The organism is Bathymodiolus japonicus methanotrophic gill symbiont (assembly GCF_019721995.1).
GTDB lineage: Bacteria > Pseudomonadota > Gammaproteobacteria > Methylococcales > Methylomonadaceae > Methyloprofundus.
This window is the reverse complement of sequence record NZ_BLYC01000003.1, coordinates 69,507-94,748: the sequence shown is the minus strand read 5'-3', so window position 1 is coordinate 94,748 and position 25,242 is coordinate 69,507. Positions and strand designations below refer to the sequence as shown.

The 25,242-nt window shown below is 42.3% G+C and carries 23 protein-coding genes and 3 pseudogenes; 10 read left to right on the top strand and 16 right to left on the bottom strand.

Annotated features, from left to right (window positions below):
• Positions 1-13 precede the first annotated feature (13 nt).
• A complete protein-coding gene (gene selD, locus K6984_RS05450) occupies positions 14-1,363 on the top strand; it encodes a selenide, water dikinase SelD (RefSeq protein ID WP_230987956.1) in 1,350 nt (449 codons plus the stop codon).
• Positions 1,364-1,376: 13 nt separating this feature from the next.
• Here selD and K6984_RS35635 read toward each other — a convergent pair.
• The 3 genes and pseudogenes from K6984_RS35635 to K6984_RS35995 all read right to left on the bottom strand — a co-directional run.
• A pseudogene (locus tag K6984_RS35635) lies at positions 1,377-1,604 on the bottom strand (DUF4345 family protein).
• 261 nt (positions 1,605-1,865) lie between these two features.
• Positions 1,866-2,720 (bottom strand): aldehyde dehydrogenase family protein, encoded by an 855-nt coding sequence (locus K6984_RS05440; protein ID WP_221894580.1) that lies wholly within the window; start codon positions 2,718-2,720, stop codon positions 1,866-1,868.
• Between the two features lie 128 nt (positions 2,721-2,848).
• Positions 2,849-3,511, bottom strand: a pseudogene (locus K6984_RS35995) (aldehyde dehydrogenase family protein); the annotation flags it as partial.
• A 172-nt stretch (positions 3,512-3,683) separates the two neighbouring features.
• On the opposite strand from K6984_RS35995, the gene K6984_RS05430 reads away from it, so the two are divergent.
• Positions 3,684-4,133, top strand: coding sequence for a hypothetical protein (locus K6984_RS05430; protein ID WP_221894578.1), 450 nt, complete (start codon positions 3,684-3,686; stop codon positions 4,131-4,133).
• 143 nt (positions 4,134-4,276) lie between these two features.
• On the opposite strand, the gene K6984_RS32655 is transcribed toward K6984_RS05430, so the two are convergent.
• A complete protein-coding gene (locus K6984_RS32655; RefSeq protein ID WP_263458596.1) occupies positions 4,277-4,405 on the bottom strand; it encodes a hypothetical protein in 129 nt (42 codons plus the stop codon).
• Positions 4,406-4,425: 20 nt separating this feature from the next.
• Here K6984_RS32655 and K6984_RS05425 point away from each other — a divergent pair, with 20 nt between their 5' ends.
• Entirely contained in the window at positions 4,426-4,704 is a 279-nt protein-coding gene (locus tag K6984_RS05425) for a hypothetical protein (RefSeq protein WP_221894577.1), read from the top strand.
• Positions 4,705-5,385 carry a hypothetical protein gene (locus K6984_RS05420; RefSeq protein WP_221894576.1) on the top strand — a complete coding sequence of 227 codons (681 nt, stop codon included), beginning with the start codon at positions 4,705-4,707 and terminating at the stop codon, positions 5,383-5,385.
• Positions 5,386-5,775: 390 nt separating this feature from the next.
• On the opposite strand, the gene K6984_RS05415 is transcribed toward K6984_RS05420, so the two are convergent.
• The 5 genes and pseudogenes from K6984_RS05415 to K6984_RS05395 form a co-directional block, all read right to left on the bottom strand.
• The gene (locus tag K6984_RS05415; RefSeq protein ID WP_221894575.1) at positions 5,776-6,207 is read right to left on the bottom strand and encodes a DciA family protein; all 432 of its coding nucleotides are present in this window, start codon (positions 6,205-6,207) and stop codon (positions 5,776-5,778) included.
• Positions 6,204-6,920: an ABC transporter permease gene (locus K6984_RS05410; protein WP_230987921.1), complete on the bottom strand. Its 717-nt coding sequence runs from the start codon at positions 6,918-6,920 to the stop codon at positions 6,204-6,206. Before K6984_RS05410 ends, K6984_RS05415 begins: the two co-directional genes overlap by 4 nt.
• Positions 6,921-6,937: 17 nt before the next feature.
• Positions 6,938-7,534, bottom strand: a complete 597-nt coding sequence (locus tag K6984_RS05405) for a DUF502 domain-containing protein (RefSeq protein ID WP_221894574.1) — start codon at positions 7,532-7,534, stop codon at positions 6,938-6,940.
• A gap of 33 nt (positions 7,535-7,567) precedes the next feature.
• Positions 7,568-8,296 (bottom strand): TSUP family transporter, encoded by a 729-nt coding sequence (locus tag K6984_RS05400; protein ID WP_221894573.1) that lies wholly within the window; start codon positions 8,294-8,296, stop codon positions 7,568-7,570.
• A gap of 345 nt (positions 8,297-8,641) precedes the next feature.
• Positions 8,642-9,183 (bottom strand): annotated as a pseudogene (locus K6984_RS05395) (efflux RND transporter permease subunit); the annotation flags it as partial.
• 163 nt (positions 9,184-9,346) lie between these two features.
• Here K6984_RS05395 and K6984_RS05390 point away from each other — a divergent pair.
• Together K6984_RS05390 and K6984_RS05385 are read left to right on the top strand one after the other, a co-directional pair.
• On the top strand, positions 9,347-10,825 hold the full coding sequence (locus K6984_RS05390; protein WP_230987920.1) for a transposase: 1,479 nt from the start codon (positions 9,347-9,349) through the stop codon (positions 10,823-10,825).
• 358 nt (positions 10,826-11,183) lie between these two features.
• Positions 11,184-11,354: a hypothetical protein gene (locus K6984_RS05385; RefSeq protein ID WP_221894572.1), complete on the top strand. Its 171-nt coding sequence runs from the start codon at positions 11,184-11,186 to the stop codon at positions 11,352-11,354.
• 402 nt (positions 11,355-11,756) lie between these two features.
• Here K6984_RS05385 and K6984_RS05380 read toward each other — a convergent pair whose 3' ends face one another.
• The 4 genes from K6984_RS05380 to cbiB form a co-directional block, all read right to left on the bottom strand.
• Positions 11,757-12,014, bottom strand: a complete 258-nt coding sequence (locus tag K6984_RS05380; RefSeq protein ID WP_263458665.1) for a YMGG-like glycine zipper-containing protein — start codon at positions 12,012-12,014, stop codon at positions 11,757-11,759.
• 383 nt (positions 12,015-12,397) lie between these two features.
• Entirely contained in the window at positions 12,398-13,696 is a 1,299-nt protein-coding gene (locus K6984_RS05375) for a transposase (protein ID WP_221894571.1), read from the bottom strand.
• A gap of 336 nt (positions 13,697-14,032) precedes the next feature.
• Positions 14,033-15,034 (bottom strand): threonine-phosphate decarboxylase CobD, encoded by a 1,002-nt coding sequence (gene cobD, locus K6984_RS05370; protein ID WP_221894570.1) that lies wholly within the window; start codon positions 15,032-15,034, stop codon positions 14,033-14,035.
• Entirely contained in the window at positions 15,027-15,944 is a 918-nt protein-coding gene (cbiB, locus tag K6984_RS05365; protein ID WP_221894569.1) for an adenosylcobinamide-phosphate synthase CbiB, read from the bottom strand. The genes cobD and cbiB overlap by 8 nt, the downstream gene beginning before the upstream one ends.
• A 56-nt stretch (positions 15,945-16,000) precedes the next feature.
• Between cbiB and K6984_RS05360 the strand changes: the two genes are divergently transcribed.
• Positions 16,001-17,485 (top strand): cobyric acid synthase, encoded by a 1,485-nt coding sequence (locus tag K6984_RS05360; RefSeq protein WP_221894568.1) that lies wholly within the window; start codon positions 16,001-16,003, stop codon positions 17,483-17,485.
• A gap of 28 nt (positions 17,486-17,513) precedes the next feature.
• Here the strand turns inward: K6984_RS05360 and K6984_RS05355 are convergent, their stop codons facing one another.
• The 3 genes from K6984_RS05355 to pgi form a co-directional block, all read right to left on the bottom strand.
• On the bottom strand, positions 17,514-17,717 hold the full coding sequence (locus K6984_RS05355) for a cold-shock protein (protein ID WP_221894811.1): 204 nt from the start codon (positions 17,715-17,717) through the stop codon (positions 17,514-17,516).
• Positions 17,718-18,793: 1,076 nt separating this feature from the next.
• Positions 18,794-19,810, bottom strand: a complete 1,017-nt coding sequence (gene mltF / locus K6984_RS05350) for a membrane-bound lytic murein transglycosylase MltF (protein WP_221894810.1) — start codon at positions 19,808-19,810, stop codon at positions 18,794-18,796.
• Positions 19,811-19,922: 112 nt separating this feature from the next.
• On the bottom strand, positions 19,923-21,548 hold the full coding sequence (gene pgi / locus K6984_RS05345; protein WP_221894567.1) for a glucose-6-phosphate isomerase: 1,626 nt from the start codon (positions 21,546-21,548) through the stop codon (positions 19,923-19,925).
• Between the two features lie 259 nt (positions 21,549-21,807).
• Between pgi and K6984_RS05340 the strand changes: the two genes are divergently transcribed.
• The 3 genes from K6984_RS05340 (at position 21,808) to K6984_RS05330 (ending at position 25,169) form a co-directional block, all read left to right on the top strand.
• On the top strand, positions 21,808-22,401 hold the full coding sequence (locus K6984_RS05340; RefSeq protein ID WP_230987918.1) for a hypothetical protein: 594 nt from the start codon (positions 21,808-21,810) through the stop codon (positions 22,399-22,401).
• A gap of 189 nt (positions 22,402-22,590) precedes the next feature.
• The gene (locus K6984_RS05335) at positions 22,591-24,318 is read left to right on the top strand and encodes a multicopper oxidase domain-containing protein (RefSeq protein WP_221894566.1); all 1,728 of its coding nucleotides are present in this window, start codon (positions 22,591-22,593) and stop codon (positions 24,316-24,318) included.
• Positions 24,319-24,320: 2 nt separating this feature from the next.
• On the top strand, positions 24,321-25,169 hold the full coding sequence (locus tag K6984_RS05330; protein ID WP_221894565.1) for a cupredoxin domain-containing protein: 849 nt from the start codon (positions 24,321-24,323) through the stop codon (positions 25,167-25,169).
• Positions 25,170-25,242 lie beyond the last annotated feature (73 nt).

The window sequence follows — 25,242 nt, the reverse complement described above, 5'->3', positions numbered from 1 at the left end:
GTTTTTGCTGCAGGTGATATTGCTAATATGCTTGCTAACCCACCGACCTAAAGCAGGTGTATATGCGGTTAGACAGGCGGATATTTTATTGCATAATCTGCGCGCGGTTCTGCTTAATCAGGCACTGCTCGAGTATAAGCCTCAGGATGGTTTTTTAAGCTTATTGGCTCTGGGCGAAAATAAAGCAACGGGCTCGAAGTCTTTTATCAGTTTTGCGGGTGACTGGGTGTGGCGCTGGAAAGATTCGATAGATCGGAAGTTTATGCAGCAGTTCCATCAATTGTCTGAGTTGTCGATGACAGCAACAACTGCGGTCAATCCAGCATTAATAGCAGATGTAGAGAAAGCTGAACAGCATGAACCGTTAAAGCGCTGCACGGGCTGTGGGGCTAAAGTGGGCGCTAATATATTAAAGCAAGTGCTGAATGAGGTACTGGGCGAAAAGTATTACCAACCGGAAGATGCAGTAAAAATCAGCTCTGATGCAGGGCTTATTTACCAGAGTGTGGATGCACTAAAAACACCGATTGAGGATGTCTGGTTATTTGGTCAAATTGCAGTGAATCATGCCTTAAGTGACCTGTATGCAATGAATCTTAAACCAGATTCAGCACAAGTGCTTATCACCTTGCCCTATGCTAGCCAGCGAGTACAAACAAGACAATTAAAAGCACTGATGCAGGGTATTACGCTGCAACTTGAAACTTTACAATGCCGTTTTCTAGGTGGCCACACCTCAGAGGCAGCTGAGCTTTCAGTAGGGCTAGTCGTTAACGGGGTAGCGCCAGACCAGCCGATATTTCATAAACAAGGTCTGGCTCCGGGTGATAAGCTGGTGCTATCCAAACCATTGGGAACAGGGGTTATACTGGCTGCTGCAATGCAGGATAAATGTGCTGGACGCATCTTTAATCAGGCGATTAGCACGATGTTACAAACTAATGAGCAGGCTGCAAAAGTCCTGAGTAATGTTGGCGTTAAAGCGTGTACCGATGTTACGGGCTTTGGTCTGTTAGGGCATTTGCATGAACTGTGTCTGGCATCGGACTGCGCTGCTAGTTTAAATTTAAATACTATTCCAGTCCTGCCCGGTTCTGAAGCGCTGGCTCAGTTAAATATCAAAAGTAGTCTTTATTCGCAAAACTATCAGGCACTTGGATTGCAGCAATGGCCGGATTCAATCACTGAGCAAGCGCGGTTTTATTTACTGTTTGATCCCCAGACATCAGGTGGTTTACTGGCTGGAATCCCCGCTGAACACTATGCAAGTCTGGACGCTGGTTTTCACCAGCAGTTTTATACCATTGGTGAAGTAAGTAATATTGGAGATGCATTAGCCCGGATTGTAATTGATGATACTTAAGGTAGAACTATGATTATTCCGGAATCCTGAAAACCCAATAGGCAATAGGAACAAAGGCAAATTCCATCAGCACATAAAGCGATAAAAGGCCCGAAGGTTGCCCGTCGAAAAAGAGGCTAATAATTCGTCCCTATACAAGCCCGCCTGCAAAAAGTAGAACAGACAGCACGGCAAAATTTCTATACTTATCACTAAAAGCGGCAAATAACCAGAACGCCCCCAGGGCAAGATATAGTCCCATTACCGCTCGAAGAATATGTGCAATATCCAGGCTACATCCAGAAATGTCTGTGCGAACCATTGCGGTGAAATCCCATAAAGCAGCGCAATTATCGCTATGAAACTAAAGGAAAAAGTCAGGAAATATTTTTTAATCAGCATGGTTAATATACTCTCTATTATGGTGTGAATAATTAGCTACATTTGCTTCCTGGCGGTTATTGGATGATCAACAATAATATCGTCATTTAATGAAAATAACGCAAAGCCTGGGAATTAAAAACTACTTTAAAAATTTGCGCAGTAAATTGATTTTGTTTCCATAAGGGGCATAGGTGAGAGGATTATCCATCCAGCTAGCGGTTTTAAGTACGCCTTTTTTATGTGAAGAGCACTCAAACCCATCAAAGCCATGGTATGCACCGATACCACTTTCACCAACACCACCAAAGGGAAGGTGGTGGTTAGCTGCATGAAAAATACAATTATTGATACAGGCCCCACCGGATTGGATATTATTGATAATTTCTTGCTGAAGAGCAGTACTTTCACTAAACAAATAGCAGGCCAGTGGGTGATGCGGTAATTGATCGACAATGGTATAGACTTCATCCAATGTTACATAATCCAGGACTGGCAATACCGGGCCAAAAATTTCATCAGACATCACTTTATCTGCTAGAGTCACATCGCGCATCACAGTAGGAGCAATGAATCTTGACTCCGCATCGCTTTGTCCACCCACAAGTACTTTTTGCTGATCAATCAAGCCGCAAATACGCTGGAAATGATTGTCGCTGACTATCCGTGCAAAATCGGGGCTAGTACTTGCATCTTCACCATACACGCTGATTATGCGATCTTTAAGCTTGCTTAGGAATTCTTCTTTTACTGATTTGTGCACTAAAACATAATCGGGCGCAACACAGGTTTGGGCTGCATTTAGAAATTTACTGCTGACTATACGGTTAACCGCTATATCCAGCTTGGCATCTTCATGCACAATCGCTGTCAGCCCCGGACGGGCTGATAGTCTCCAGAAGGCGCAGGGAAATTTGCCAATCCGAAGTGCGCGATAGCGCGCGAGGGAGGCTAAAATTTTATCCCGAATAGCCGTAGAGCCATTTGTGGTAGCCATGACTGAGCTGCTTTGTGCTCAGTCTGTGGCGGACGCAGGGCGGCTGGAGCATCTCCTATTCGCTGCGTAGGTGAACGAATTACGGCGACAGGAGTCCCGGAATTTCGTGAGGTAGCATGGCGCGCCTGACAGGGGCTTTTACCGCCTAATTCCAGAGTCACCGGCGTTAAATTTTTAGCCGCAGCACTCATTACAATAGACCCTACGCGAGGGCTGCCGGTAAAGAAAATATGTTCAAATTTCTGCTGAAGTAAAATCGTGGTCTCAGTTACTTCACCTTCGATATAGGCAATATAGTCTGACGCAAAAATTTCGCTGATGATTTTGCAGATCACCGCACTACAGGCAGGTGTTATTTCTGATGTTTTGATAACTGCCGTATTGCCTGCTGCTATTGCAGCAATCAGGGGGGCAAAGGTCAGCATGACCGGGTAGTTATACGGAGCAATAATGAGATTAACACCTAGAGGTGAATAATAAATTCGACTTGAACCCGGCTGAGTCAATAGTGAAGTCATTCGCCACTTAGGTTTCATCCAGCTTTTTAATTGACTGATTGTAGTCGATAAATCGTGCAGACAGAAACCTGTTTCAGAAAGATAGGATTCAAATTCTGGCTTACCCAGATCCTGCTTTAAGGCCGCATGCATTTCAGCTTCATACTTGATCAGCGCGGATTTAAGTTTATGCAGATTATCTAAACGACTCTGATAACTCTTAGTTGCTCCTGTTTTAAAATACTCATGTTGCCTGGCTACAATGTCAATAATTTCTTGTTCTGATGTTGCCATAGGCTGTAAATTATCGGTCGTCATATTCTTACCTCGAATTGTGGAATAAATGGCATGGCGGAATTTAGTCCGCTACTTGTCGTTATTGCTTATACTCGATGTTCAAGTTTTTGATATTGAGAAGGTAAAATCAGGTATTCTGAGGTTGTTGTAATTTTATCGGTGTAAGCCCATGTTAATGAATGCCCCAGCCACCTTTATCCAAAGCTATATTGACGATTTAAATGATGCGCTCAATCAGCTAAAACCCGGAGCCGCTTTGACACGGATTCAAGCCGCTTGGTTGGGCACTTGTTTAACGGGCATACTGCTAATGAACTCTGTTTGCTGGGCTAAGTTTGAGCGAGCAAGCCTTGGAGATTGCAAAGTAGCCGCATTATCCTGGGTGTTTCGTAAAGCAAGTATACCCTGGGACTGGTTGCTACGGGTGAGTGTGGTCTTAATTTTAAAACGTTATGGCATTACTGAAGGTGTGTTGGCCTTTGATGAATCAGACCGAGCACGATCTAAGTCTACAAAACGTATTTATAAGGTTTACAAGCAGAAACACAAAGGCTCCGGCGGGTATGTTAATGGACAAACGATAGTATTATTGCTGCTAGTTACCTCATCCATTCGCTGAAAATCAGGGAAACGGAGCCTAAGCGAAGTGATGATTTTTAGTCCGCGATAGCCGTAGGGCCGTTATTTTGTCGGAGTCTGAGCGTTAGCGAAGGTGGAGACAAAATAAAAGGCCATCCGACACGGCGTCAAGTCATTTGGAGCCTATGTTCCGACCCCTTGTTGGGTCGGGACGAGGTGACGAGGACGAATCGGGGCCGCCGGAGGCATAAGTGGTCGCGTTAAGTTTTTGCTGCTTGCTTGGGCTGGGATGCCCAAAACAAGCTTTCGCAAAAATAGCGACTCCCCAAACAGTGCCTGTCGGTTTTTTCTTTTATATGCCGGATCCAGCCTTAAAGCAGTGGGATAAAGAAGATAAAGGGTTGAAAAAGAGCGGTATAGCAAAAAAAGATCGGCCTATTAAGCCTGAACGTGACAGTGCCTACCCGACCAAAACAGAGATTGCATTAGGCTTATTAAAAGAGTTTAAAGTTGCGCATAGCCTGATTAAAATTAAAGGCGTACTGGCTGATGCGCTGTATGGTGAAAAAGCCTTTATGGACGAAGCCGTTAAAGAATCTGGAGGCTCGTAGGTGATTAGCCAATTACGTAAAAACCAAAATATTGAATATAGAGGTAGAATAAGGTCAGTCGAGAGCTACTTTAATTCGATTAACAAAGGCATTGATCAGATAATACGTGTACGTGGCGGCAAAGAGATTAAAGTGACTGTCAGCAGTGCACGATTGAAGGTGAGTTCTCACAGTAAAAAACGCTTTGTCATTGCCTTAAAATATGACGGTGAAAACGACTATCGCTATTTAGTGGCGACAGACCTGACTTGGCGCACACAAGATATTATTCAAGCCTATACGTTGAGATGGCTGATTGAGGTTTTCTTTGAGGACTGGAAGCTTTATGAAGGATGGGGGCGTGAGGCCAAACAATTAGATGAAGAGGGATCAAGCCGTGGCCTGATTCTGAGTCTTTTGTTTGACCATTGCCTTCTCCTTCACCCAGAGCAAATAGCCCGCATTGAAAGCAAACTACCTGCGTATACCGTAGGAAGCTTACAGCGCAAGTCTCAAATGGATGTACTGCTTAAGTTCATCACGTCATTGCTAGAGTTTCCAGATCCTGGTGATAAGCTGAAAGAGTTAGGTGAATTAATAAAGGATGTGTTTCAACTGATGCCATCAGGAAAACATATGATTGGCAGAGATTTAGGGCGCTTAGGGCCAACAGCATCATTAAAGTATTGTTCTGCTGGGTGAAGGTAAGAGTTTGATGGCAATGGGATGGAAAAACTTGAACATCGAGTTATAGCGTACGCGCTCATAACAGCTGCTGCTAGTGCTTACATGTACTGATTAGCTTAGCTGACACTTTGTGATTGAAATGGTTGAATAAAACAGGGCACTTCTAAAGACAGATTTATAATATCATTAGCAGTGAATATGGGTAAGCAAACTAAACCAAAAAGACCTGTATATAGTCTTGAATTTAAACAAGATGCAGCCAAATTAATTATTGAGAAAGGATATAGCTGACCACAAACAAGCTACTCCATATTTTAAAATAGACTCATCCCCCATGTTCTTAATTCCGAAAAAATATCAGACAAAAAACGTATAGCAGGCACGGCCTTTATTATATTGTATATCTTAGCGACGCTGTTTTTTTAACGCTTTACTTAATCCTAATAAAGCCTCTTTTAATTTACCCTCTGCCAGATGGTTGGCATTATCTCGAAGCAGCTCTATATTTTCAGTTGACGGGATTGTTTTTTGTACTTCTTTCTGCATCTTAAAAGGCTCAGGCCTTAGTGCTCTGATGCGAATCTTGTTAATCCTTTCATTACTCTGCGCGGTAACTGCCTGCTGAATTTTTGTGGTACAAAAACGCAGCTGAGATGCCCAGGCGGGAGAGCTGACATAAATCATTAAACTATTATTATTAATCACGCAATCCTTAATATGCGCCCGTAGTTGTTTAGGGCTTGCAGCCAGGATAATGCGTAGCATGCGCTGATGCTTTATTAGTTGTAACTGAATGGTTGAGCTATGGGAAAAAGTAGCGGCAGGTTTAAAGCTCATAGCTTCAGTCTGGCATAAGAGGGTTTAACAAGAATTAGGTACAGTGCAGATGACAAGCCAGACGATCCAAAAATCATTGCCATTACCATAATTTGATATCGGGCAGCAATAAACGGCGAGATGCCCGAGAGTATCTGCCCGGTCATCATCCCCGGTAAGGACACTAAACCCACGGCGAATAAAGAGTTAATAACCGGAATCATCGCAGCCTGAAATGCAGTATTACGCGCCTCAGTATAATTATGCTTATTCAGTAACTCGGCATGTAATCGCTCGGCTGCAAGACTCACACTGTTCATGCTATTAGCGAACACCATTCCGGCAATAGGCACCATATAGTGCGGCGCATACCAGGGGGTTAAATGTAGCGTACCCTGGGTAATTAACGCTAGCGTTAGCCCTCCTCCTAAAGTAATCGCCAGCAAGGCGTATTTATACAGGCTTAAGCGCTGCTCGGTGACTGTGCTTAACGCAATCCAGCTTGAAGCCGTACACATAATGGACAAAATCAGCAGAATGATGCCACTATCCTGTGAGGCAAAGATAAAAGCCAAGGCATAACCTACTAAGGCTAGCTGAGCAAGCATACGGGTTAGTGCATAAACCGAGTGCCAGACATTTAATGACCAGTATGCAAAAATCAACAGCACCAGTAATGCGGGTACTAAAGATAAGGCCAGATTGCTAAAGTCAATTGTTTCGATGCTGCTCACAACTATGTAAAAAACCTCTATTTAGGCTTAAAGACCTGTAGGTCATCAATCTGGCTGAAGTCAACACCAACACTAATGATAAAGCTGGTCGCTTCTTCAATATTCATTTTTGATTTAATGATTTTGGATTCATGCACAATAACAGTGAACCCCGAAGTTGGATTAGGCGAAGTCGGAATAAACAAAATATACATATCATCGACTTTATTAGTGACATAAGCCGGCACCCATACATCATCTTTTGGATATTCGGTAAAGACAACTTCACGCGACTCTTTTTGCGCATGCCCAGAAAATAAATTGACAACTTTTTTAATGACCCGATAAATTGAATTTAATAACGGAATGCGGCTAACAACCTCTTCAATTGAACCAATAATCCACGAGCGGCCAACCATGCTTAAGCGGTAGCCGATATAAACAAAGAAGTAAAAGCTAATTGCAAAAATAATGAGCGTAATAAAATAGTTATCCCAGTAGCCATAAACAAACTGAAAAGCGCCAGAGATAAAGTCTTTCATAAATAAGACAATTTGCAGGACGACGACAATCGGGATAAACGCAAGAACACCAATCAGGAAGTAATTGGCAATGCGTTTTAAATAGATATTCATGGTTATTCCTTTATTGGTTTATTGTTATTTAGATTAATAATTCAATGACTTAAATATTAATAAGACGCCTGAAATAGCCAGGAAAAATGCAAATAATTGTACATATTTTTGATTATCGATTTGCGTGTAGAGAAACTCTTCAGTAAACAAAAACACAACCACCGAAATTTGCAACAATAGCATATTATCAGTATAAGCCATACCGCTGTCATAGCCGATAACAGTCAGCGTAAGTAATTGAAATACAGCAAAAGTCGCATAGCATATGGCAATGGTCACACGCGTGACATTTTTAGAATGGCCTTGCTCATGTACCAGGGCGGTCAGCAGCGATCCGCCTAAATTGGTAATGCCGTGAACAATACCCATAATCATCAAATAGTATTTTTCATACTGGATTATGGCACGTAATGATTGCTCAATACGCGGAAAGAAATTTTTCAGCGCGACAAAGAGTAAAAATAGCCCGATTAACAGGCCAATATTGACCTTGATATTGGTAATAATAAACAGAAAGAAAACGATAAACGGGATGCTGTATATCAGGATATTTTTGTACAGACCTAAATTGATATAGTGGTAATGCTTCACTACCTGCAACATGTTAATCGCAATGGAAATAGGCAATAACACCGACAGCGTATAGCTAAAATCATAGCCCAGTAAAAGCAGCAAGGGCGTGCCAAACAGCAGGATGCCCACACCAAATAATGACTGAATAACAGTCGTGAGGATTAGGACAGCTAAAATATCAACAGGCATAAATATCACAGTGTCAACTTACAATGGCACTAAGTATACCTTGCATTGGATGAGTTCTGTAGAAGAAATATGTAAGGTAACGCGCAATAAGTAAGCTACCCATATTGCGCAGGATTTTTGTTCGTCCTCAAGGCGTAGGCGTGGCGCATAGCTAGCTACGAAACTTCTACAGCGCAGAAGACGACAAAAAGACCAGCAAGGTGGGTGAGTGTTGCGAGGTACAGATACACTTATTAACCAGGGTCTATGGTCACTGGCATTATGTTAAGAGTTAAAGCTATTGTAAACAATATGTGATAACACCATAGGAGGGAGAGGAGTCCATATCATCAGCCTACGATGCTTTTAAGCTTCTTCAGAATAAGGAATGTTAAATAAAATCGAATACAGCACAGGCACAAAGATTAAGGTTAATACTGTTGCGAAGGCTAATCCAGACATAATGGTAATTGACATATTGACATATTGACAAAAAACACATCCTGCAACAAAGGAATCAAGCCCAGAATCGTTGTTGCTGCAGCCATCGCGACCGGTCGCAATCGACTGGTTGCGGAATCAAGAATACCCGTCAATGGCGCTTTACCTGAGGCAATTTGCTGATCAATCTCTTCAATCAATACAATCGCATTTTTAATTAACAAGCCAATCAGACTCAAGGCTCCGAGCAGGCACATAAAATCAAATGAGCCATTAAACCCCAGTAATCCGGCGGTAATCCCAATAATCGCCAAAGGCACGGTCAACCAGATAATTAGCGGTTGCTTCAATTTTCCAAATAAGAAGATACTCACCAGTATCATCATTAGAAAACCTACCGGAATAGCAGAAAACAGAGCATCCTGTGCCTCAAAGGAGTCTTCATATTCTCCCCCCCAGCTGAGTGAACTGAAGTTTCCCAATTATTGAGTAGCTGAAATACACAATGCTGGTGTATCGAGGTTTATTTTAGGTGGTTTTGCCATGTTTATACTCGATGTTCAAGTTTTTGATATTGAGAAGGTAAAATCAGGTATTCTGAGGTTGTTGTAATTTTATCGGTGTAAGCCCATGCTAATGAATGCCCCAGCCACCTTTATCCAAAGCTATATTGACGATTTAAATGATGCGCTCAATCAGCTAAAACCCGGAGCCGCTTTGACACGGATTCAAGCCGCTTGGTTGGGCACTTGTTTAACGTGCATACTGCTAATGAACTCTGTTTGCTGGGCTAAGTTTGAGCGAGCAAGCCTTGGAGATTGCAAAGTAGCCGCATTATCCTGGTTGTTTCGTAAAGCAAGTATACCCTGGGACTGGTTGCTACGGGTGAGTGTGGTCTTAATTTTAAAACGTTATGGCATTACTGAAGGTGTGTTGGCCTTTGATGAATCAGACCGAGCACGATCTAAGTCTACAAAACGTATTTATAAGGTTTACAAGCAGAAACACAAAGGCTCCGGCGGGTATGTTAATGGACAAACGATAGTATTATTGCTGCTAGTTACCTCATCCATTACAGTGCCTGTCGGTTTTTTCTTTTATATGCCGGATCCAGCCTTAAAGCAGTGGGATAAAGAAGATAAACGGTTGAAAAAGAGCGGTATAGCAAAAAAAGATCGGCCTATTAAGCCTGAACGTGACAGTGCCTACCCGACCAAAACAGAGATTGCATTAGGCTTATTAAAAGAGTTTAAAGTTGCGCATAGCCTGATTAAAATTAAAGGCGTACTGGCTGATGCGCTTTATGGTGAAAAAGCCTTTATGGACGAAGCCGCTAAAGAATCTGGAGGCTCGCAGGTGATTAGCCAATTAAGTAAAAACCAAAATATTGAATATAGAGGTAGAATAAGGTCAGTCGAGAGCTACTTTAATTCGATTAACAAAGGCATTGATCAGATAATACGTGTACGTGGCGGCAAAGAGATTAAAGTGACTGTCAGCAGTGCACGATTAAAGGTGAGTTCACACAGTAAAAAACGCTTTGTCATTGCCTTAAAATATGACGGTGAAAACGACTATCGCTATTTAGTGGCGACAGACCTGACTTGGCGCACACAAGATATTATTCAAGCCTATACGTTGAGATGGCTGATTGAGGTTTTCTTTGAGGACTGGAAGCTTTATGAAGGATGGGGGCGTGAGGCCAAACAATTAGATGAAGAGGGATCAAGCCGTGGCCTGATTCTGAGTCTTTTGTTTGACCATTGCCTTCTCCTTCACCCAGAGCAAATAGCCCGCATTGAAAGCAAACTACCTGCGTATACCGTAGGAAGCTTACAGCGCAAGTCTCAAATGGATGTACTGCTTGAGTTCATCACGTCATTGCTAGAGTTTCCAGATCCTGGTGATAAGCTGAAAGAGTTAGGTGAATTAATAAAGGATGTGTTTCAACTGATGCCATCAGGAAAACATATGATTGGCAGATATTTAGGGCGCTTAGCCCATCTTCGTCACTTTCATCTTTCTAAGCCATTGATTCATCGGTTTAAGCGATTTTTTGTCGAAAAATTCTCTTTAAAATCAATGGTGTTTTTTTTGAAAGTTTTGTAGTGCCATTTATATTATTTTTGTCGATAAATTCATTGACTTTTGTCAAAAAAATCATCATTATTTGAGTGTAATTTACATGCGACAAAAATACTCTAAAAAATCCAACGTTTTATACAAAAACACAAAATCTGTAGTGCCAACTGGCTACTTTTTAAAATTTCAACCAATTGATTTATAACAACTACATCATCAATAGTGACGAAGATGGGTTAGGGCCAACAGCATCATTAAAGTATTGTTCTGCTGGGTGAAGGTAAGAGTTTGATGGCAATGGGATGGAAAAACTTGAACATCGAGTAAAAGTAATTTCAAGGAAACTAAAGCTTGGTCTTCCAATACCCGCTCACTTGAAAATCAAATGCGCCTGACTGCAATGAGCTATAATTTAATGCGCGTGTTTGAAGAGATTTCAAAAACACAACAGCCAGAATTGATTCATCCATCGGATAAAAAATATAGCGAGGCTCTGGAGATAAGGCAGCAACAGGCTCAAAAACGAGATCGTTTTGTGAATCCATTATTTTTCTAGGCAAGAATATCTCGTATCAGCTCGTATACCATTCGGGCAGTTCAAAACGCAATAATAACAGGAATGTCTTTACAGTGCTTTATGAGCTCTCTTGTGGCGAGGTTAGTTTCACGGCCTCAATTGATAGGGGAGCACTGATGATTAAACTAGTTATTCTATGAATTTAATTATCCTCGGTGATTGGTTCCATAGTACTTAATTAGGCTACAAACGTAAGGTGAGACACCTTGTTACGCAAGTTCTCACGGACCTCGCCACTACCATTAAGCCAATATTGACATGTATAGGATGCGCTGAGGTACGAAGCGCATCTTTTCGTGTGATACTGCACGCCTCAACATACCCTACAAATTTTGTATATTATTAAACTCTCTTTCCTAACCTCAGGTTACTATTTAATTTTCACCTAACGGGATAATAACGCGGTGGAGGCAGTTGCTGTAGTCCCCGATTATAACCTTGTTGGTAGGCAGCTGCCTCTGATCTTTCCTGTTGCTCTGAGATATAGCCGGTACCAGCGCCTACACCTGCACCTATCGCTGCGCCCATACCTGCATCACCCGCAATTGCACCAACTATCGTTCCACCAGCGGCTCCCAGCAATGCACCGCCCGTCGCTCTTGAACCGCAGCCGCTAAGGCTGCTAATGCAGATAATCATGATCAGTACTGCTATTTTTTTGTTCATATTGAATTCCATAGCCTATTTTTTACAGGGGTAGTTTGTAATAAAAAAACGGAATTGCGTTTCCACAGGTAATTCCTGTATATATTCGGGGTGAGCAGTAGTCCATTTGACAAACTGTGTAACGTAATTTCATTACGTGATGGCTCTGGTTTAGGAAGGCAAAACCAGGGTTTTTTCTTGGCATCCTTGCGTTCAGCCATATGAAAATCAAATGCACCCACTAAACTGAAGTTTCCCAATAATTATTTATGGTAAAATTGAAACTATGCTACAACTATATGAAAAAAACAGTCTTTTCATTCGTTTCAAATGCTATTGCCTAAGGGGAATTAAGTAGGGGTTTGCTATAAACATCATCAGTGTTCCCCTATCAATTGAGGCCGTGAAACTAACCTCGCCACAAGAGAGCTCATAAAGCACTGTAAAGACATTCCTGTTATTATTGCGTTTTGAACTGCCCGAATGGTATACGAGCTGATACGAGATATTCTTGCCTGGAAAAATAATGGATTCACAAAACGATCTCGTTTTTGAGCCTGTTGCTGCCTAATCTCCAGAGCCTCGCTATATTTTTTATCCGATGGATGAATCAATTCTGGCTGTTGTGTTTTTGAAATCTCTTCAAACACGCGCATTAAATTATAGCTCATTGCAGTCAGGCGCATTTGATTTTCAAGTGAGCGGGTATTGGAAGACCAAGCTTTAGTTTCCTTGAAATTACTTTTAGTGTTATTGAATGTCTTTTCAATCGTCCATCGCTTGAAATACAGCATGGCAATGGTTCCAGGGTTAATAGTCATTGGCAAGGTTGTCACAAACCGGTGAAGTTTTCCGGTTTCTGGATCACGGTAATCCACCACGTTAAATTTGATGCCCTTGTTTTCGTACACACTGTATGCTTCAACCCCTGTATTGATCTCATGGCGGGAGTCAAAAGGGATAGACTCAACCAGAGTCGCAATTGAATTTTCTTTTAGCATTGAAATCATGTAATTAGCATGTCGTTTCTGCCGATCCCACCAGACAAAGTCGGTGACGGCTTTATCGTAGACATAGAGATGTTTCTGAGAGCTGTTATTTCCCTTGTTTTGCTTTTCAATATGATCTCGTAACACAGGTATTTCTTGATGCCTCTGAGTTCCGTTTGTCACCAGACAAAGAAATCTGAGCAACCCACTTCTGAGATTCAACGCGTAAATCCCCCCGGCCGCATAAACTTTCCCCTTGCTGTTTTTTTCAGTATGGCAGGCATGATCAATAAAATGTCCATCCGCTGCTTCTATGGTGTATTCGTCAAGTTCCGGGAATGCTTTAAGATAATCAATGCCTTGCGATAGCAGTGTTTCAGCGTGAAGATGATAGCTCTGCTGTTCAAATGCCTCAAGCATACTTGTTCGTCTATGCGACTTCAGTGATTTAAAATACGTTGAGTGGGGAAGCAGCTGGCCATAAATCTGTTCATTGGTTTGGAGGAAATGGCGACCACTATCGACTACACTGATACAGCGTAATAACCCAAGGCGAATAAAGTCGATATCCTTCAACTCTGGGCATGAACGAGCCCACAAAGGATGACGCTCTGCTAACAGGGCACGTTCCATACTTTCATTGCAGTGTTGGTGAATATGTTCAGAGAGTGGTAGGTCTTTAAGCATGGGTGATATCCGTTTATGAGGTGATTAAAACGGAAATTTTTAGAAAAATTCTTCGGCAATTGCAAGCTTTATTTGAAATTATTTGTTGTTTCTTTACGGTGCCTACAGAGTGTCTATTTGCTGTTATAAGTGATTAAAATCAAAAAGATGGAAATATTCGAGTGGTGCTACCTTCAGGTAGGTTATAGGCTGCTTTGTTTAGGTACTTCTTCTTTCAATGGGAACACTGATGATAAACATGGCAAAACCACCTAAAATAAACCTCGATACACCAGCATTGTGTATTTCAGCTACTCAATAATTGGGAAACTTCAGTTAAATTAATAATTCCTTAGTTTAATGGTTGTGAATATCTAGGTTGGCAAGAATTTGTAAAGCCGATGCTAATTGCTGCCAATCCGCTTCATCGGTAGGTAAACCAAAGCGCAGGCTGGGTGGCTGATTAAAAAGCCGGGTAAAGACCGCTTGTTTAGCCAGTTGCTGGTGTATAAGTGCGGCATGATCAGTGCGTACCCACTGGAATAGCTGAGTGGAGCCAGTGGGCTTTAATTGATACTTAGTTAGTAGCGCGCTTAAGCGTAGGCCTTGTTGTTGTAATAGCCGGCGGGACTGTTCTTGCCATGCGGTATCATGCAAGGCATAAGTACATACAAAGCGGCCTGGGTTACTCAGTGTCCAGGGACCGAGTAATTCTTGTAGCTTATTTAATATGTCCGGTTCGGCTAAAACAAAGCCGGCTCTTAGTCCGGCTAAACCGAAAAATTTCCCTAAAGAGCGCAAGATAATCAAGCCTTTTAAAGGCGCTAGCTTGCAGAGGCTTAATTCGGGAGTGCAATCGATAAATGCCTCATCAATAATCAGCCAGCCCTGTCTTTGTTGTAAAACCTCTAGCCATGTCAGGCATTGCCTATATGTATATGTGTCGGCAGTGGGGTTGTTTGGGTTCACTAGAATCAAGGTATCTAATTGATTAATCTGCTGATCAATTTCATTAGCAGCCAGTGTTAATATGTTATGCCCTGCTTTTTCCCAGGCATAAGCGTGTTCAGCATACGTGGGTGTAACGATGCCGGTTGTGCAGGTGGGGCGCAATAACGGCAAGCTTTGAATGGCTGCCTGTGAACCTGCGACTGCTAGTAGTGACTGGCATTGGTAGTATTCCTGAGCCGCAGCAATCAGACCGTCTTGCTCTTCTGGTAGGCGTTGCCAGATGGAATCTGGAATAACCGGAACAAGGTAGCCGTTGGGGTTGATCCCTGTGGAAAGGTCTAACCATTTGCTTAAGGGGATTTGGTATTGTTGTGCTGCTTCCAATAAGCGCCCGCCATGTTTAAGCAAGAAACTCTCCCAGGCTAATAAGTGCCAGCCAGAGCAGAGTGGTCAATAGAATTAAGTGATTGGCACGCAGGATATCCTGATTTGTAGCTGAGCGCCCAGTTCCCAATAATGGCTTGTTTTTTAGCTGACCATGGTAAATCGCGGAGCCTCCGAGTTTTACATTTAAGCACCCCGCACCGGCACTCATGACAACACCGGCATTAGGGCTTTCACAAAGCGGACTTTGCTGTCGATAACAGAACCAGGCTTTTTGGCTATCGCCGAGTAATAGATAGCTTAGGGCAGTTAAGCGCGCGGGTATCCAGTTTAGAATATCATCTAGGCGGGCAGGAGCGTAACCAAAGTGATAGTAACGCGTATTTTTATACCCCCACATGGCATCTAAGGTGTTACTTAAGCGATAAAATATAGCCCCTGCTGGGCCTGCGATAACAAACCAGAATATAGGCGCAAAAATCGCATCGACACCATTTTCCAGCGTGCTTTCAATGGTTGCTTTACGGATTGCCTGAGCATCCATTTGTTGCGTTTCACGGCTCACGATCATGGCAATGGCCTGTCGAGCCTGGGGTAGATTGCCTTTTTGCAAGGGTTGATAAATATCTAAGGTATGCTGTCTTAAACTGTTTGGGGCAATGCATAAGTAAAGCAGCACCGAGCTTAACAGTTCATTGAATAACGGCCATTGCACGAGGATCAATATTACTCCGAAAATCGGTAGCACGCTAAGCATTAATGCGAGTAGTCCATGGAACTTTTGATTTATACTCACCCTATCTCTAGGTAAAATAAGCCACTCTTCAATCCTGCTAGCCCATGCACCAAATAACACCAGAGGATGGACTTTTTTGGGTTCGCCAAAAATCGCATCGAGTATTAAAGCAATTAACAGGGCAAGTGCAACAGTCATTAGCCACAAGTCTTAATCAATAAAAGGGCTGCAACAATGCCATTAAAGGACAATAAATGCAAGCAATAACATTAATGGTACAGGGGACTACGTCTGATGCCGGAAAAAGCGCATTGGTAACAGGACTGTGTCGTTATTATCTACAACAGGGGGCCCGCGTTGCACCTTTTAAGCCCCAGAATATGGCGCTCAATAGTGCGGTCACAGCTGATGGTGGAGAAATAGGCAGGGCCCAGGCGGTACAGGCGCGGGCATGTGGTCTCGCCCCGCATACTGATATGAACCCGGTTTTGCTCAAGCCTAATTCGGATAAAACCGCGCAGGTCATTATGCAGGGGAAAGTGTATAAGAATCTCGGCGCTAAAGCTTATCATGCTTACAAGACACAGGCGATGCCTATAGTGCTGGATTCATTCCAGCGTTTACAAGGCAAGTATCAGCGCATTATTGTAGAAGGGTCAGGAAGCCCGGCTGAAATCAATTTAAGACAGGGTGACGTGGCCAATATGGGCTTTGCTGAAGCGGTAGATTGTCCGGTTATTTTAGTGGCAGATATTGATAGAGGTGGAGTATTTGCGCATTTAGTCGGCACTTTGGAATTATTAAGTTTATCCGAACAGCCGCGTATCCTTGGTTTTGTTATCAATCGTTTTCGTGGTGATATCGATATTTTACAACCTGGCATAGACTGGCTGGAGCAACGCACTGGCAAGCCAGTATTTGGCGTGTTACCTTATTTGCATAATTTGTATTTGCAGTCTGAAGATAGCGTGGTAGTCGGGCAAGCGACAACTCAGAAGCGAGCATTTAATATCGTTGTGCCACGATTGCCGCGTATGAGTAATCATACTGATTTTGATGTGTTACGCTTGAATGAGGCAGTGAATATTCAATTTTGCAGTAGTCCTGATTTAGCGGGCAATGCAGATTTGATTATTCTACCAGGTAGTAAATCAGTACGCGATGACCTCGCATGGCTCAAAGAAACAGGTTGGGAGGCAACTATCTTTCGCCATCTGCGCTATGCAGGGAAGCTTATGGGGATCTGTGGTGGTTATCAAATGCTGGGTACTATGATTCATGACCCGTATGGCATTGAGGGGCAGCCCGGCTCCAGCCCAGGGCTAGATCTACTGGAGATGCAAACAACCTTGACCAATGACAAGCAGTTAAGCAATGTTACTGGCACGCTGTTAATGTCAGATGTGCCCGTTAAGGGCTATGAAATACATGCCGGAATTTCGACAGGGCTGGCATTGTTAAACCCATTGATTAAGCTGGATAAGGGTGGGATGGAAGGCTGTATGTCAGCAGATCAGCAAATTTTAGGTAGCTATTTACATGGTTTGTTTGATAGTCCTGATGCCTGCACTGCATTATTTAAGTGGGCAGGTGCACGAGATATTCAACCTGTTGATTTTGATGCTTTAAGTGAACAGGGTATCGAGCTTATGGCAGCAACGGTTAGTGAGTTTATGAATATGCCCATGCTGGAGGAAAAATGTCAGACTTATATGGCAGGCAAAAAAAAGGCTCCGTAATGGAGCCTTTTTCTTAATTGCTGATTTATTACTGCGCACTGACATTAACCGCAGATAAACCTTTTTCCCCAGACTCTACATCATATGTAACTGTTTGATTAGGCTCTAGAGTTTTAAATCCGTCACCCTGGATTACTGAGTGATGTACAAAAACATCATCGCCACCGTCAGACTGTTCTATAAAACCAAAGCCTTTGGTGTTGTTAAACCACTTTACTTTACCCGTTGCCATTTTGAAACTCCTTAATAAATAATAAATATATGGCGATAACAGAATAACAGCTGATAACAAAGAGATTTGGCGCGAGTTCAAGCACTGTTTTCTGATAAATCGCATTCTACCGCTATTTAGCGCAGGATGCTATCTATACTGTTTAATTTGCTGCAACTGCCGTGGCATGAGCCTGTGTGCAGGTATTGCTCCATAAATATGTGTCTGAGGTTATTTGAATTAGAGCCGTGGTGGCGGAAACATCGGTAAGTGCATCTTCTAGCGCTGAATTCGTTTGGTTGCCGCCTGTTACTGGAATAATACCTAGTATTCTGTATTGACAATCACCGCCTACAGCTTTACCTCAGATACGGTAACTACCTAGTTATAAAGGGATATTTGATGCAGGAATCCCACCAGACGTATGTGCACAGCCGATTAAAGTAGTACTAAGTGCAAGAAGGGTTAAGATTTTACGTAGCATGTGAATAAGTCCAGTTTTAGTCAAAGAGTGCTAGAGAATAGCATGAATTCCTAAGACCAAAAAGCGCTTGTCCGGCAAAAACTTAAATCAATTATCCGGTGATAAAATAGTGGGCATAGCCAGGCCCTCTTTCACTTCTTTATGGAGGGTATACCAAATTAACAGATCCAGATAACTGCGGATATTATCAACATAGATTACTGGTTCTTTTCCTCGGGCATAGCCATGTTTAGTTTTGGAAAACCACTCCTGTTTACTTAATAGAGGCAGGGATTGTTTAACGTCAATCCATTTGTCCGGTTTTTTGCCGAGCTTCTGGGTAATAATTCGTGCATCTTCTAAATGCCCAAAGCCGATATTGTATGAAGCCAGCGCAAACCAGGTGCGGTCTGGTTCTGGAATACGAACTGGAATTTTCTTCAGACGTTGCTTTAAGTAGACTGAAGTTTTCCAATTATTGAGTAGCTGAAATACACAATGCTGGTGTATCGAGGTTTATTTTAGGTGGTTTTGCAATGTTTATAGCAAACCCCTACTTAATTCCCCTTAGGCAATAGCATTTGAAACGAATGAAAAGACTATTTTTTCATATAGTTGTAGCATAGTTTCAATTTTACCATAAATAATTATTGGGAAACTTCAGTAAGTAGAGTGCTCCGCCAAAAATACTTTCCCTGGGGTCGGTACGGTCAGCAACACCGACCTGGCTGGCAGTTGCCTGGGTGAGCATCATTGAGCCTTTTACACCCGTTGGTGAAACGGCATGTTTATTCCAGTGTGATTCCTGGTAGCCGATCGCTGCCAATAAGCGCCAGTCAAATTCGTGTTGGTCGGCAGCGCTTTGAAATAATGCCTGATATTGCGGCAGGTGACTTTGAAAATGTAGGCGAAAAGTACAGTTGCCTACATATTTAATATTGCGGGTATGTCCGTAGTGCCGCTCAATTAATTGCTCTAGGCGATGGTTTTTTTTAATTTTATTAAAAAAGATGACTGCTTCATTATACAGGCTTAAATCATCAGATTTTTTAAATGCCCAGGCAAGATAGCGGATGGGACTGATGTAAAAAGCGACATTTAGCTTGGGGTAAAAGCGGCGGATTAAAGTCATTTGATTGGAATCGGCAATGGTGTAGTCGATTAATCGTTCATTTAGCAGGTAGAGCAGACCATCGGTATCCAGAGTAGCATTAGACTGCCATTGTAATTCCGGGATGCTTTGCTTGAGTTTCTCTAGTGTTTGCATATGGCTAGTGCCTTTAACAGCTTCGAGGATACCATTCACCAGATCTTTGGCATCTTTAGGGCGGTGGGTGCCAGAGCGGCAAATCAGTTGTTCGGAAATTTGCTGATAAGCGGGAGGGAATAAGAAATGCTGTTTGCGCTCTTCGGTAATGCTAATACCGGCTGCAGAAAAGTCCGCCTCGCCACTACGAGTTTTTTGTAAAATAGCGGCGAAAGTATCTGGAAGAATATAAGCTGTTTTAACCTGTAAGTGTTCGGCAAATAGTTGTACTAAATCATATTCCAGGCCGGAAAAGCCATTGGCACTTTCGTAGTAGGTGGTTGGGTCGTAACGGGTTAATACGGTAAGTACTCCCGATTCTTTAACCTGCTCAAGCTGATTCAGCGAGGGTGTTAATTTTTCGGAAAGAGGGGGGGGGGCTGCTGTGTTTTTTGATCACAGGCACTCAGGCAGGCAAACGCAAGCCCGAGTCCGAGACGCAGATAAAAATGCAAGGCTAACGTATTTTCTTGTAATAATTGATCAGTCCATTAGTTGAGCTGTCATGGTTTGTTACCGGCTGATCACCTTTAAGCTCAGGTGTGATAGCCTGAGCTAATACTTTACCTAATTCCACGCCCATTTGGTCGTAGCTATTAATATTCCATATTTTCCCCTGCACAAAAATCTTGTGTTCATAAAAGGCAAGTAAGCGTCCAAGAGAATAAGGGTCTAGCTGTTCAAACAGGAATGAATTTGTGGGTCTATTTCCAGAAAATACTTTAGCCGCCACGAGCAGCTTGCTTGCATGATCGCCCAGGTCTGCCTTGACCTCTTCTTCAGTTTTACCTTTCATCAGTGCTTCGGTCTGTGCAAGGAAATTAGAAATCAAAATATCGTGGCAATCGGTGTCATTATGATGGCTTTTTGCTGGTGCGATAAAGTCACATGGAATAACCTTGGTGCCTTGATGAATAAGCTGGTAGAACGCATGTTGTCCATTAGTGCCAGGTTGTCCCCAGATAATAGGCCCAGTGCTATAGTCCGCACGGTTGCCGTTCATATCAACACTCTTACCATTACTCTCCATATCGCCTTGCTGGAAATAGGCGGAAAAGAACTCCAGATGGTGGTCATAAGGTAATAAGGCATGCGAATCAGAATGATAGAAATTGTTATACCAGATGCCTAACAATCCCATAATTACCGGAATATTGGTGGCAAAATGTTCGTTACGAAAATGCTTATCGGCTTCGTGCGCGCCTTCGAGTAACTGCTCGAAATTATCCATGCCTAGATATAGGGCGATAGACAGTCCAATAGAAGACCAGAGCGAGTAGCGACCACCGACCCAGTCCCAAAACTTAAACATATTATCAGGGTCTATACCGAATTCAGTGACATTTTTTTTGTGCGTAGACAGTGCGACAAAGTGCTTTGCTACTGCTGAGTTATCATGCGCATGCTCTAGTAACCATGAGCGGGCGGCTTTAGCGTTAACCATAGTCTCCTGGGTGCTAAAGGTTTTCGATGCGACTAAAAACAAAGTGGTTTCGGCTGATAATTGCGCCAGTGTTTCATTTAAATCAGTACGGTCAATATTAGATACGTAATGAACCCCAATGCCTTTGATTGCGTATGGGGTGAGTGCCCTGGTAACCATTTTTGGGCCTAAGTCAGAGCCGCCGATACCGATATTAACAATATCTGTGATTGCTTTGCCAGTGTAGCCTTTAAGTTCGCCAGAATGCACGCGATCACAAAAGTTGCGCATTTTTTCTAAGGCTTGGTTTACCTCTGGCATAACATCGATACCGTCAACATAAACGGGGCTGTTGCTACGGTTGCGTAGAGCGGTATGTAAGACTGCCCGGTTTTCTGTCTTGTTAATACGTTTACCGGTAAACATATCTTCAATATGATCTTTTAAGTCGCGTGATTTTGCCAGGTTTAGCAGTAATACGATGGTTTCATCTGTGATTCTGTTTTTTGAATAATCAAATAACAAGTCCTCAAATTTAATACTATAGTTAGTGAACCGGTTAGGGTTAGCATCAAATAAATCTCTTATATCAAGCTGGTCAATTCGCTTCTGATGTTTTTTTAAAGTTAGCCATTCAGGAGAGTTGGTGAGGTTAGACATATTTAAAGCCTTGATGTGCGTAAATTATTGGGGAAATAAGGAAAACACGAAAATTCTACGGAAATAGGAGCACGATAGCAATAGCAGTATTAGAATATTATGATATAATAACATTTCGTTATTGACTTAAATCTGGAGATGTTCTTTCTTTGTCGAATTCAATATGATAAAGTTTGTGGTTGTTTTTGTAGCATCGTTGAGTCAGTGACGTGAAAAACATTTTAGAATTATAATAAAATAATTTATAGGGGAAGCAATTATGACAAACAGTATGATGAGAAAAAGTTTTATAGCTCTGTTAGGCATGTTATTTTCTGCAACACTATGGGCACATGGTGGGGCGGCAGGTACTGACACTGATCAGTGTAAATTTGAGTTAGAGCCGGAGCATTGGATCCACTACACGGCGTATCAACCTGTTGCATTTCCTGCTGAAGAATTTTGTGGGAATCTTCCTAATACAGACACCTTAACCCAGTTAGTTTTTGATTATCAAGATGTTAGATACCGCAATAGAGCGGTAGAATTTGAAGTTACAAAAGAGCCAGAAGGTAAGCGCGTATTTTTTCAGGCAGCAAAAAAACATAAATCAGGAACTGTTGTGTTGAAGCTAGCTAACGGTGTGCCTGAGCCGGGTAAATATTTAATTCATATCACTCTAAAAGGTGCGACTGACGCAGATAATCTAGATGCGCATATGAGTTTTGTTGCAGGTAAAGGAATGGCGACTAGTAACGCTAGTCTGTTTATGTATTTCTTGTTTGCGTTAGCGGGTCTATATGTTCTTTACTTATCTCACGCTGGTTTTAAAGCGAAAGTAGATGAAATTCTAAGTAAAGATAAAGACGTATAAATTAAAGGGCATCTCTTATTAATTCATGACTGGCATCTAACCATTTAAAATATTCGATAAAGCGTTGAAAATCTAGTTAATAGCTTGCTATTAACTACGAACTTCGCCTTGTTCTCAAATATTTTAAACGTATACCTGCACAGACAGAATTGATAGAGGTGCCCTAAATTCAATTTAAGAGTGTTAATAATGCAGAAAAATCCTTTAGGAATACTATTGGGTGCTGCTCTCATGCTGATGCCGTTTGTGGCATCAGCTGTAGTGGGCTTGCCTAAAACAATTGAAGTGGATCGTGGCGAGGTAGAAACGGTTTGTAATCAAAATAACCCGGAATGGCGCAAGGCACAAACGATTGAAGGCGTCAAAATGCAGGAGTCACTGCGATGTAGCCCTGATAATCCGTACAATATTGCAGTAGAAGTAAAAGGCACGAATAATGTTTCTATGGAAACATTGATGAATACCCATTATGCAATGGACGGCATAATTAAAAAGAACGATATGGATGGCGATGGTGATCCGGATTTAATCATCATTAAGCTTGAAGTTGCAGAATTAAACGGACATTCGCCTGACTTTGCAGGTGTTGTACCAACTTTTGATATTGCTCCGGGTATACAGCCTGGAATGTGGGTATTCGCACCTAAGTCGCGCGGCATGGCAACCAGTAGTTTTGTCGGTACCGATGCTAATCCATTATTAAGAGCGCCTTCTCCGGTCATACGTGTGGAGCAAGGTGACATCATCTGGATACAGTTAGAAAATACCCATTATTTTCCGCACACTATTCATTTACATGGTGTAGATCATCCGTGGGTAGATAGTTCGGGCGAAGGTAATGATGGCGTACCACAGACGAGTGATAAGTTTGTTTTGCCAGGGCAAAGCAAAACCTATGAAATTCGTCCGCGTACTCCGGGTACATTTGTTTACCATTGTCACGTACAGACGCATGTGCATTTGGCGATGGGTTTAGTCGGTATGTTTGTTGTTGAAGAGAATCGGCCTAATAACTGGGTGCAAACCTTCAATGTAGGTGGTGGTCAGGTCAGACACCCATCAAAAGCGATTCTGGAAGATTACGATAGTGAATATGATTTACATTATCATGCGATAGATAAGGAATTACATAGTATTATTCAGGACTATAACGACCCACGATTGATCGCCAGGAAAATGAATCGTGAATATGAGATGAATAATTCGACGGAAGATTACTTTACACTGAATGGACGTTCATTTCCTTATACATTAAGGGAGTCGATTATTGTTGCAGAGCCAGATCAAAATATTAAATTAAGAGTATTTAATAGTGCTGGTGAGCTATTAGCACTGCATACGCATGGACACAAAGCGACGATCACTCATTATGATGGTATAGAGCATAATCCAATTGCCCAGATTATGCGTGATGTTTATGATATAGCGCCTGCACAGCGAAATGATTTAAAAATTAATACCACTGATGATGGTTTGCACAGTTATGGGCAAGGGGCGTGGATTTTTCATGATCACCGGGAAAAAGGTATTACCACTAATGGTATGAACCCGGGCGGTAATGTTAGTGCACTGGTTTATAAAAAATATTTGAATGAAGTCGGCTTACCAAAAACTATTGGTGAGAGTATTGTTCCTCTGTTTACTAAGAAATTTCAGGATAGAAAACTGCCTGTCTGGCAAAATATTGATGGCTGGAATAGTCTGGGCGAAGTAGATGCTTCTGGATATACCGCACCTCCAGCCAGTGTCCCTGCTGCGCCAGATGTGACTCCCGGGTCTGCAGATATAGATGTGGCGGCAGATAATTCATTTAGAAACCTTATGTTTGGTCTGCTTTTAGGTCTTCTGGCTTATCTACTGATTATCAATAGAGCCAAGATAATGGCCATGATTCCTGCAAACAAAGGAGGTAGCTAATAATGATTAAGCAATTATCAATCATAGCATTAGCGTTAGCAGTATCCGTTCCTGTTTTTGCTAAAAAAGAGTTTGAAAACCACAACAAAATGATGGATCACGGTGATGGCCATTTAATGGACATGACGGGTGGAATGGTCATGGGGCAAAATAAAGATATTTTGCCTGGTGGTTGTAGTCGTATTGCGGCAACTAAGGAAATCACAGTCCATGCCGGGCATAAATATGCCAAGAAATTTCCTGGGCGGATGCTTGCCTTTGACGTGCAGGAATATCAATTCGAGCCTTGTACTAAACTTACCGTTAATTTTGTAAATGATGACGATGTGCGGCACCAGTGGATGATGCATGGTTTGCCTAGATACCTTTATCCCAAAGGCATGTTTCACCTGGAAGTCACAGGTCCTGGAAAAATATCAGGAACTTTGATTTTCCCACCGGGTGATAAGACTTATCTGGTGCATTGTGATATCGCACAGCACATGGAAAAAGGCATGAAAGGCCAACTGAAAATTGGTAAAGGTGATGGCGACCTACCTAGTATTCCGGGAGTAACAGCGTACGTTATTCAGGATGACTATTCTGACAGTCAGCCCGAATCAATCACTGAAACGGTTGTTGCGGAAATTACCGAAATGAAAAAGAAAGTCACCGGCAATGACTCTTTCTTTTCTGGGTTGACCGTGATTGGTTTGGCCATAGGTTTGATTCTCGCTCCATTGCTGGCACGTAAGTTCAAGGATATGAGTGCTGGTGAGATAGTTACTTATATTATAGAGCTGGTCAAAGATGCAGTGGATATTGTTCTTAAGGTGATTAACTGGTTAGTTGGTTTAGTGAAAAAAAAGTAAAGGAACTTAATTAACTATTAAAAGCCCCTGATGATTCGTCATCCGGGGCTTTTTTATGACAACGATAAATAGG

Bases quoted from the DNA above. Each gene is read 5' to 3' on its own strand.
- K6984_RS05385 (WP_221894572.1), top strand. From the start codon at position 11,184: ATGCGCCTGACTGCAATGAGCTATAATTTAATGCGCGTGTTTGAAGAG.
- K6984_RS05430 (WP_221894578.1), top strand. From the start codon at position 3,684: ATGTTAATGAATGCCCCAGCCACCTTTATCCAAAGCTATATTGACGAT.
- K6984_RS05390 (WP_230987920.1), top strand. From the start codon at position 9,347: ATGCTAATGAATGCCCCAGCCACCTTTATCCAAAGCTATATTGACGAT.
- K6984_RS05380 (WP_263458665.1), bottom strand. From the start codon at position 12,014: ATGATTATCTGCATTAGCAGCCTTAGCGGCTGCGGTTCAAGAGCGACG.
- K6984_RS05405 (WP_221894574.1), bottom strand. From the start codon at position 7,534: ATGAATATCTATTTAAAACGCATTGCCAATTACTTCCTGATTGGTGTT.
- K6984_RS05340 (WP_230987918.1), top strand. From the start codon at position 21,808: ATGACAAACAGTATGATGAGAAAAAGTTTTATAGCTCTGTTAGGCATG.
- K6984_RS05375 (WP_221894571.1), bottom strand. From the start codon at position 13,696: ATGCTTAAAGACCTACCACTCTCTGAACATATTCACCAACACTGCAAT.
- K6984_RS05335 (WP_221894566.1), top strand. From the start codon at position 22,591: ATGCAGAAAAATCCTTTAGGAATACTATTGGGTGCTGCTCTCATGCTG.
- K6984_RS05415 (WP_221894575.1), bottom strand. From the start codon at position 6,207: ATGAGCTTTAAACCTGCCGCTACTTTTTCCCATAGCTCAACCATTCAG.
- pgi (WP_221894567.1), bottom strand. From the start codon at position 21,548: ATGTCTAACCTCACCAACTCTCCTGAATGGCTAACTTTAAAAAAACAT.
- K6984_RS05400 (WP_221894573.1), bottom strand. From the start codon at position 8,296: ATGCCTGTTGATATTTTAGCTGTCCTAATCCTCACGACTGTTATTCAG.
- cbiB (WP_221894569.1), bottom strand. From the start codon at position 15,944: ATGACTGTTGCACTTGCCCTGTTAATTGCTTTAATACTCGATGCGATT.
- K6984_RS05440 (WP_221894580.1), bottom strand. From the start codon at position 2,720: ATGGCTACCACAAATGGCTCTACGGCTATTCGGGATAAAATTTTAGCC.
- K6984_RS05330 (WP_221894565.1), top strand. From the start codon at position 24,321: ATGATTAAGCAATTATCAATCATAGCATTAGCGTTAGCAGTATCCGTT.
- K6984_RS05355 (WP_221894811.1), bottom strand. From the start codon at position 17,717: ATGGCAACGGGTAAAGTAAAGTGGTTTAACAACACCAAAGGCTTTGGT.
- K6984_RS05360 (WP_221894568.1), top strand. From the start codon at position 16,001: ATGCAAGCAATAACATTAATGGTACAGGGGACTACGTCTGATGCCGGA.